At 67.4% G+C, this 8,936-nt stretch carries 7 protein-coding genes; 5 read left to right on the plus strand and 2 right to left on the minus strand.

The genetic code is table 11. The annotated features are described in order from the left end of the window. Window positions 1-2,355, plus strand: a 2,355-nt coding sequence (locus tag WA805_RS23910; RefSeq protein ID WP_425243457.1) for a cation-translocating P-type ATPase, incomplete at its 5' end; no start/stop codon positions are given. A 193-nt stretch (window positions 2,356-2,548) separates the two neighbouring features. On the opposite strand, the gene WA805_RS23915 is transcribed toward WA805_RS23910, so the two are convergent. After that, window positions 2,549-2,890 (minus strand): hypothetical protein, encoded by a 342-nt coding sequence (locus WA805_RS23915; RefSeq protein WP_422285894.1) that lies wholly within the window; start codon window positions 2,888-2,890, stop codon window positions 2,549-2,551. Next, window positions 2,891-4,537 carry a YfcC family protein gene (locus tag WA805_RS23920; RefSeq protein WP_422285895.1) on the minus strand — a complete coding sequence of 549 codons (1,647 nt, stop codon included), beginning with the start codon at window positions 4,535-4,537 and terminating at the stop codon, window positions 2,891-2,893. Between the two features lie 554 nt (window positions 4,538-5,091). Here WA805_RS23920 and WA805_RS23925 point away from each other — a divergent pair. The 4 genes from WA805_RS23925 to WA805_RS23940 all read left to right on the plus strand — a co-directional run bounded on the left by WA805_RS23925 (window position 5,092) and on the right by WA805_RS23940 (window position 8,714). Beyond that, entirely contained in the window at window positions 5,092-5,616 is a 525-nt protein-coding gene (locus tag WA805_RS23925) for a cation transporting ATPase C-terminal domain-containing protein (protein ID WP_422276575.1), read from the plus strand. A gap of 5 nt (window positions 5,617-5,621) precedes the next feature. After that, window positions 5,622-6,842 carry an arginine deiminase gene (locus WA805_RS23930; RefSeq protein WP_422276577.1) on the plus strand — a complete coding sequence of 407 codons (1,221 nt, stop codon included), beginning with the start codon at window positions 5,622-5,624 and terminating at the stop codon, window positions 6,840-6,842. A 19-nt stretch (window positions 6,843-6,861) separates the two neighbouring features. Continuing rightward, window positions 6,862-7,863 (plus strand): ornithine carbamoyltransferase, encoded by a 1,002-nt coding sequence (gene argF / locus WA805_RS23935; RefSeq protein ID WP_422276579.1) that lies wholly within the window; start codon window positions 6,862-6,864, stop codon window positions 7,861-7,863. Between the two features lie 686 nt (window positions 7,864-8,549). Continuing rightward, window positions 8,550-8,714 (plus strand): hypothetical protein, encoded by a 165-nt coding sequence (locus WA805_RS23940; RefSeq protein ID WP_422285897.1) that lies wholly within the window; start codon window positions 8,550-8,552, stop codon window positions 8,712-8,714. Window positions 8,715-8,936 lie beyond the last annotated feature (222 nt).

Below are 8,936 nucleotides of genomic sequence, written 5' to 3' on the forward strand. Positions count from 1 at the left end.
GTGCGGCGCTCCGGCCAGGTCGCCGAGATCGAATCGACCGGGCTGGTGCCGGGTGACATCGTGCTGCTGGAGGCCGGGGACGTGGTCCCGGCGGACGGGCGGATCGAGTCCTCGGCCACGCTGGAGGTGCAAGAGGCCGCGCTCACCGGGGAGAGCGCGCCGATACCTAAGGACGCGAGCACGCTGCCCGGCGGCGAGGTCGCCCTGGGCGACCGGACCAACCTGGTGTTCCAGAACACCCAGGTCACCCGGGGCACCGCGACGATCGTGGTGACCGCCACCGGCAGCGCGACCGAGATGGGCAAGATCGCCGGGATGGTTAACGCCACCCAGCGCACCCAGTCGCCGCTGCAGCGCGAGCTCGACGGCATGACCAAGGTGTTCGGCACGATCGCCTTCGCGGCCGTGCTGATAATCGCCATCTTCGGCCTGGTCCGCGGCCAGGACACCACTACCCTGGTGCTGTTGTGCATCTCGACCGCGATCGCGTCGATCCCGACCGGCCTGCCTACGTTCGTACAGGCCATGCTGTCGTCGGGGGCGCGGCGGCTGGCCGAGCACAAGGCAGTGGTCAAGTCGCTGAGCGACGTGGAGACCCTGGGCGGCACAACCGTCATCAACAGCGACAAGACCGGCACCCTGACGATGAACGCGATGACCGCGACGCAGATGCTGGGCGGCGGCGACTGGTTCAAGATCGAAGGCCCCGGCTACGCCAAGAGCGGCGCGATCCTGGGCGTGGCCGGGGCGCAGCCGCCGGACTTCCGCAACCTGGCCCTGGGCCTGGTGCTGTGCACCGACGCCACCGTCGGCGACGACGAGTCGGTCATCGGCGACCCGACCGAGGCGGCGTTCGTGGTACTGGCCGCGAAGATGGGCGTGGACGCCGGGGAGACCCGCGAAGCCCTGCCCCGCCGGGCCGAGGTGCCGTTCGATTCCGAGTACAAGTTCATGGCCACCTTCCACGACCGCCCGGACTGGCTGGTCGGCCCGCTCGTCCAGCAACCGCACCTGGTCACCGTCAAAGGCGCCCCGGATGTGGTCCTGGACCGCTGCGACCGGGCCCTGTGGCATGGCCAGCAGGTGCCGATCGGCACCGTCCGGGACGAGCTCCTAGCCGCCAACCGCAAGCTGTCCGAGCGCGGGCTGCGGGTCCTCGCGTTCGCCGTCAAGGACATGGATGACGCGACGATGACCGCGGCGCTCGCAGACCCGATGGCCGCCGTCACGGACCTGGTCTTTGTCGCGCTGGTGGGGATCGTCGACCCGCTGCGCACCGAGGCCAGGGACGCGGTCCACGCCGCGCTCGGCGCCGGGGTCGACGTCCGGATGATCACTGGCGACCACACCATCACCGCCCGTGCCATCGCCGACGAACTCGGCCTCGGGCCCGGCGTCATCACCGGCACCGAGCTGCAGCACCTGACCGATGACGAGGTGATCGAGCGGCTGCCCCAGCTGCACGTCTTCGGCCGGGTCGCCCCCGAAGACAAGCTTCGCCTGGCCAAGCTCATGCAGCAAGACGGCGAGGTCGTCGCGATGACAGGCGACGCGGTCAACGACGCCGCCGCCCTCAAGCAGGCCGACATTGGCGTGGCCATGGGCAGCGGCTCAGAAGTCACCAAGCAGGCCGCCAAGATCGTGCTGACCGACGACAACTTCGCCACCCTGGTCCGCGCCGTCGACCTCGGCCGCGACATCTACCGGCGGATCTCCACCTACATTCGGATGCAGCTGACCATCTTGTCCTCGGTCCTGCAGCTGATGGTCTACGCCACCATCTTGAACATCAACGGCGGCGTGGCCCTGTTCCCGCTGCAGCTGCTGTTCTGCAAGTTCTTCGTCGTCATCACCGTGGTCATCGGATTCATCGTCGACGTCCCCGACCCCGGCGTGATGCAGCGGCCGCCGCGCAAGCCCGGCACCAAGATCGTCACCACCCCTTGGATCATCCGCTGGTTCATCTTCGGGTTCGTGGTCGCTGTCACCGCGCTGTGCGTGCTCGAGTGGGGTCCCGGCAAGCCCTCCACGACCCACGCCTCGGTCAACATGACCATGGCCTTCGCCATCATCTCGTTCAGCGCGGTCAACATCGGCCTGGTCATGCGCCGCGAACGCCAGGCGCCGTGGTCCTCCCCGGTGTTCCCCTACCTCGGCTGGATCATCCTCGGCTGGATCCTCACCTGGGCCGCCGTCGAACTCAACATGCTCCAGCGCCTGCTGGACACCACCTCCCTCACCGGACGCGAGTGGATCATCGTGCTCGCCCTGTCCCTCCTGGCTCCCGCCGTCGTTGCGGTGGATAAGATCCTCCAGCTGCGACGCCAGCGCGATGGGCACAGGAGCGTGGGATGACGACAGCATGCGGAGGAACGTTCCGCGAGACCGATCGCGATAGCCAAGGCCTGAGGTAGAACAACACCAGACACCATCCGTCGAAGAACTCAGGGAAAGCGGATTTGCGGCACCTCCGCGCAGCTCTTTATCAACACCGAGGCTCAGGCCCCGGCTCCTTTCGCCAGAAGTCCTCAGGGATACTTACCTTCGGTCAGCCGCTGGCCGACGGGCAGCCCGCCTCGTGCTGGCTGGCCTGGATGTAGGCGACGAGGGAGTCGTTGGGGAATCCCGTGGCCTTCTCGTGCGCACTGCTGGTCGCCTTGGCGGCCGCGAGGAAGGCCTGCAGCGCGGCGCAGCCGCGGGTGGCCGTGGCGGCGTCGATCTGCTGCTGGAGCTGGGAGTTGTAGGTGGCCCATGGCACCTGCTGGGCCGTGTCGCAGGCGCTGGCAAGCAGGACCGTCGCGAGGCCGGCGACGGCCAGGAGGATCCGGCCAGGCCGGCGGAGCCGGAGAGACGGCCGGCCTGGGGAGCATGGGGAGTATGTGGTGCTCATTTATTTCACCGGCCCTCCCAGAGCGGGGACGGCGACGCCCAGGAGCATGGCCAGGCAGGTGAGGATGAGCAGGATGCCCAGCAGCGGCGCCACGAACTTCAGGTACCTGTCGTAGCGGACCCGGCTGAGCGCGAGCCCGCCCATCACGATCGCCGAGGTGGGGGTGAACAGGTTCATCCAGCCGGACGCGGACTGGTACGCGGTCACGACCATCGCGCGGCTCACCCCGGCGAAGTCGCCGAGCGGGGCCATGATCGGCATCGCCAGCGTCGCGTGCCCGGAGGAGGACGGGACCAGGAAGGCCAGCGGGATGTTCACCAGGTACATCACCACCGCGAACGCCCCGGACGACAGCCCGCTGACCGCTCCCTCCAGGGCGTGCAGCACCGTGTCGGTGATCCCGGCGTTGTTCATGATGACGGTCACCCCGCGGGCCACGGCGATGATCAGCGCGGCCCCGATGAAATCGCCGGCGCCGGAGATGATGCCGGTGACCATGCCTTCCTCGCCGAGCCCGCCGACTAGCCCGACCAGCACCGCGCCGACGAGGAACAGCGCGGCCAGTTCGGGGAAGTACCAGCCCAGCGTGATCGGCTCCAGGGAGGAACTGAAGTCCCCCCAAGGGATAACGGAGAAGATCATCAGGCCGAACGTCAGTCCGAAGATCCACAGCACGGTCTTCTGCCGGCCGGTCATCGGCACGGGGGGCCCGGCCGGTGCACTGGCCAGGGCCTCGTCCCCTTCGACGGCGGGAGTCATCGACCGGGCCGGATCGGCCTTGACCCGCTGGGCATACCGCAACACATACAGAACTGCGATAGTAGTAAAGACGGCGTACATGATCAGCCGCAGCCCGATGCCGTCCCCCAGCGCGACGCCCGCGGCGTCCGAGGCCACCCCGGTCGCGAACGGATTCACGGTCGAGGCCAGCGTCCCCACCCCCGCGCCGACCATGATGATCCCGACCCCCACCAGCCGGTCGTAACCCAGGCCGACGATGACCGGCAGGATGATCGCGTAAAACCCCAGCGTCTCCTCGGCCATCCCGTAGGTGGTCCCGCCGACGGAGAAGATCACCATCAAGATCACGATCAGCAGCAGCCCGCGCTTGCGGAATCGGTCGGTGACCCGCCCGATCCCCGCGTCCAGCGCCCCGGTCTTGATGGTGACGGTGATGAACGCGCCGATCGCCAGGACGAAGAAGAACACCTGGACCGCGCCAGCCAGATCCCCGCTGTTGTACGGCCCTGTGTTCCCCGGCGCGGTGACGATCTCGGCGGGCACCTGCTTTCCCGCCACAGTCCCGCAGGCCGCCTGCCCCTGCTTGAGGAGCTCGGGGCTGGGGTCCGGGACAACCTCGGACGGCGTCCGCACGCCATACAGGCCGTTGACCGGCGACACCCACAGGTCATACAGCCGCTCCTGGAAGGACAGGTCGACCTTGACGGCGCCGAACGTCCCGGGGACCGGCTTGGGCGACCCTCCGTCGCAACTGACATAGGAGTAGGAACCCGGCTTGATGATGAACGTCAAAATCCAGACCAGCACCAGCACGAAAAACAGCACGGTGAACGCGGTCGGGAACTTGAACCGGCGCTTGGGCTCGGCGGTCGTGTCGTCCTGGCGGGTCTGCGTGTCGCTCGTCACGATGCCCGCCGCCGGTCCGCGGATATCGCCAGCCAGGCGTTTAGTGCCCGCACCATGAGCGCACCCCCAGGCGAGGATCGCGAAATTTGACTCCTGCAGCCTGCTCGAATGGCGTCAGGGCAGCATCACCCTTTCACGGGTGATTCCTGCCTGCTTCCGAAGACTGTGATTTCACAGTGACAGAGCCGACTTACGCAAAGCCAAATACCGCGACTCCTCACCACGCGCATCGTCGCGCTGCGGGGGCTGTGCGCCTCCGCAGCCGCGGAACCCTGCGGCATTTACGAACGATTCATGAACGGACGATGTCCAGTAATCGAATTACAGGTACCGGTCGTGTCGGTGAGTTCACCGAGCCTTTTTGCGCGTGCCCGACAGGCCAAAGGAAATGACCGGAGTTCACCCCTGGCAGGGTGACGCCATTCACGTGACCGCTCAAGCAGGATCGGGCAGGCGACCGGTCCCGGACAGGGGCGGGGACTGGTCGGTCGGCGGTCAGGTGCCGCCGCCGGTCGCGTAGGTGAGGCATGGCGCGGACATGGAGGACACACGCTGTGGATGAACTTCACCACCTGCTGTTCCAGGCGGTAGGGCTGGGCTACGGACGACCCGCCGCGGGCCTGATGGAGCGCGAGCCCTGCCAGCCCGACCAGCCCATCTTGACCCGGCCCCTGTTCGTCTGGCTTATTTCCGTCGGGCTGATCACGGGGGTCGGCACGCTTGGGGTCATCAGCTGGGCCGAGCAGGCGCACACGCAGGCGATCGCGCACACCATGGGTGTCGTCACGTTCTCGTTGTACGCCCTGCTCTTCTCGATCGAGACCAGAGACGAACGGCGGACGGCGTTCAGCCTCGATACGTTCTCCGACTCCAAGTTCGTCATCGCCACCGGCGTACCGATCCTGACGCTCCTGCTGACCACTGTCTTCGGCCCGCTCCAGGCGTTCCTCAAGGCCACCAGCCTGGATGTACGGCAGTGGCTGATCTGCCTGGCCGTGGCGCTATCCATAGTCGTCCTATCCGAGATCCAGAAGGCCGTGCGGCGGCATACCGCACCCGGCCATGAAGAAACGAGGTGATCAGGATGCCGTTCGGGGCACATTCCGAAGTTGGCAAGCTGCGCCGGGTCATGGTGCACCGGCCGGGCCTTGAGCACGCCCGTCTGACCCCGTCGAACGCTGAGGAACTGCTGTTCGACGATGTGCTGTGGGTGGCCCGGGCCAAGGCCGAGCATGACATGTTCTGCGAGGTGATGCGCGAGCGCGGGGTGGAGGTGTTCGAGGCCGAGACGCTGCTGGCCGAGGCGCTGGCCAGGGCGGAGGCCCGGGACTGGGTGTGCGGTCACATCCTGAACGAGCGCGAGGTCGGCATCACGGCCGCGCACCGGGCCCGGGAGTGGGTCGCGACGGCGGATCCGGCGCTGGTGGCGGAGTTCTTGATCGGCGGGATCACCAAGGCCGACGTCCAGCGGGACGTGGGCCTGGTGTGGGAGTCGGCCGACCCGGCGTCCATGCTGCTGCCGCCGCTGCCGAACTTCCTGTTCCAGCGCGACCCGTCGTGCTGGATCTTCGGCGGGGTCACGATCAACCCGATGACCAAGCCGGCCCGCAAGCCCGAGACGATGATCATGGAGACCATCTACCGGTTCAGCCCGCTGTTCGCGGCCGAGAAGTTCCCCGTCTGGCTGGGCGGGACCGAGGAGGACTGGGGCCGCTGCCATGTCGAGGGCGGCGACGTGCAGCCGATCGGCAACGGCACGGTGATGATCGGCATGGGCGAGCGGACCACGCCGCAGGCGGTGCTGTGGATCGCCCGGTCGCTGTTCCGCGCCGGGTCGGCCCGCCAGGTGCTGGCCGTGCACCTGCCTAAGTCCCGCTCCTACATGCACCTGGACACCGTCATCACGATGTGCGACCGGGACCTGGTCACGCTGTTCCCCCAGGTGGTCTACGGGGCACGGACCTGGGCGATCCGGCCGGGTACCTCGGCTGAGGATCTGCGCGTCGAGGAGCAGAGCGGGTCCCTGCCCGAGGTGATGGGCGTCGCCCTAGGCGTGGGGAAGATGCGCGTCATCGAGACCGGCGGGGACACCTTCGAGGCCGAGCGGGAGCAGTGGGACGACGGCAACAACGTGGTCGCCCTCGAACCCGGCGTGGTGGTGGCCTACGAGCGGAACACCGGCACGAACACCGCGCTGCGCAAGGCCGGCATCGAGGTGATCACGGTCGCGGGATTCGAGCTTGGTAAGGGCCGCGGGGGCGGCCACTGCATGACCTGTCCGATCGAACGCGACGCCGCATTCTGACTTCACTGGAGAGACAGCCATGTCGTACAACCTGCGCAACCGCAGTTTCCTGAAGGAGATCGACTTCACCCCGGCCGAGCTGGGCTACCTGCTGCGGCTGGCGGAGTCGCTCAAGCTGGCCAAGTACGCCGGCACCGAGACCCAGCAGCTGGCGGGCAAGGAGATCGCGTTGATCTTCGAGAAGTCATCCACACGGACCCGGTCGGCGTTCGAGGTCGCCGCCTACGACCAGGGCGCGCACGTGACCTACCTGGACCCGTCCGGCTCCCAACTGGGGCACAAGGAATCGATCGCCGACACCGCCGCGGTCCTGGGGCGCATGTACGACGCGATCGAGTTCCGCGGCAACAGCCAGGCCGAGGTCGAAGAACTCGCCGCGCACGCCGGCATCCCGGTGTACAACGGGCTGACCGCCGAATGGCACCCCACCCAGATGCTCGCCGACTTCCTGACCATGGGCGAGGCCAGCGGCAAGCCCTATAACCAGATCGCCTATGCGTTCTGCGGCGACTGCCGGTACAACATGGCTCGCTCGCTGCTGGTCATGGGCGCGCTGATGGGCAGCGACGTCCGCCTGGCCGGCCCCGCCGAGCTGCACCCGCCCAAGGACGTCGTCCAGATCGCCGAGGACATCTCAGGGCGCACCGGCGCTCGCATCACCCTCACCGAGGACCCCGCGCAGGCCGTGGCCGGCGCCGACTTCATCCATACCGACGTGTGGGTCTCGATGGGGGAGGCCAAAGATGTCTGGGCCGAACGGGTCCGGCTGCTTGCTCCCTACCAGGTCAACGTCGACCTCCTGCGCAAGACGCGGAATCCCGCCGTCAAGTTCATGCACTGCCTGCCCGCCTTCCACGACACGAACACCGTGGTCGGGCGCGAGATTATGGAGCACACCGGGATGACCTCCGGCCTTGAGGTGACCGACGAGGTATTCCGCTCACCGGCCAGCATCGTCTTCGACCAGGCCGAGAACCGCCTGCACACCATCAAGGCCGTCCTCGTCGCCACCCTCGGATAGCACACGGAGCCCTTGACGTCGTGAGCATTGGTGACCTGGCCATAGTCGCCGCACTGATCTTCGGGTGGGGGCGCGTTATCAGCCAGGCTGGAACGATTCGACGTCACCGAACCGCTGGCGGCCTTGTACGCGAAACTGCTGGCCCGTCGAGCCGCCAGCGGCCCTGGCGTTCTTACGCCGGACATGCCAGATCGCAGGCTAATCCGGCGGAGCCCACCCCCCAAAGGGTGGCACCCGGGGTCACGGACGGCGCACACCAGCCGGCATTTCTACTGGCGCCAGCTTCGCGACATGTAGTGTTCGCGGCGACGGCGGTTCGACCCGGTAGGTCACCGACTTCTGCGAACGTTACGCCGACCAGAACGAGCAGGACTATGAGGAGTTCGGCAAGGCGGTCCGGTCGCCTCGAAGCGGTCGAAGGCGTCTGAGTATCCACTGATCGGGCCTCGCCCATCCGGTGCAGCGCGGGCAGGTGGTGAAGATCCGCGCGGGCCAGATGCTCGAGGTGAAGCGCTATCACGGCAGCCCGGGAATTCTTGACGCTGCGGGCCGCGCCCGCGGCCGCATCAAGTGCTGGCAGAAGTGGTCGTTTCCGTTCGGGCCGCTCGGCCCGGACGATACCGGGCCGCCCGCCTGGACGGTGGTGTACAAGAGACGGCGGATGAGCCGATTCCGGCGGGCGGCTCATGGCGGTTGCTACGGAGCGGGCCACGGGCCTGATGTTCGCCCAGGCCCCGCCTGGCGGTGTGGAACTTGACGTGGGCCACTGCCAGTCCTACGCCGAATGGCTGTCCCGGTACCCGGTAACCGCCGTAATTCACCCACGTGAGGGTGAGGAATCCCCGGCGTAGCGAAGGCAGGATCAGAGCTCGTCGCATGACCAGCGGCGGGAAGGCCGAACCGAGATCACAGGAGGAAGGAGAACACCATGGCTGATCTGATCGCCATCGGGTATCCAGATGAAACGACTGCGGATGCCGCCGCCGACGAGGCGCGGCGGCTGGCATCTGATCTGATCATCCAGCCGGATTCGATCGCGGTGATCGTGCGGGACCAGGACGGCAGCTACCACG

Source organism: Trebonia sp. (assembly GCF_049794275.1).
GTDB lineage: Bacteria > Actinomycetota > Actinomycetes > Streptosporangiales > Streptosporangiaceae > Trebonia.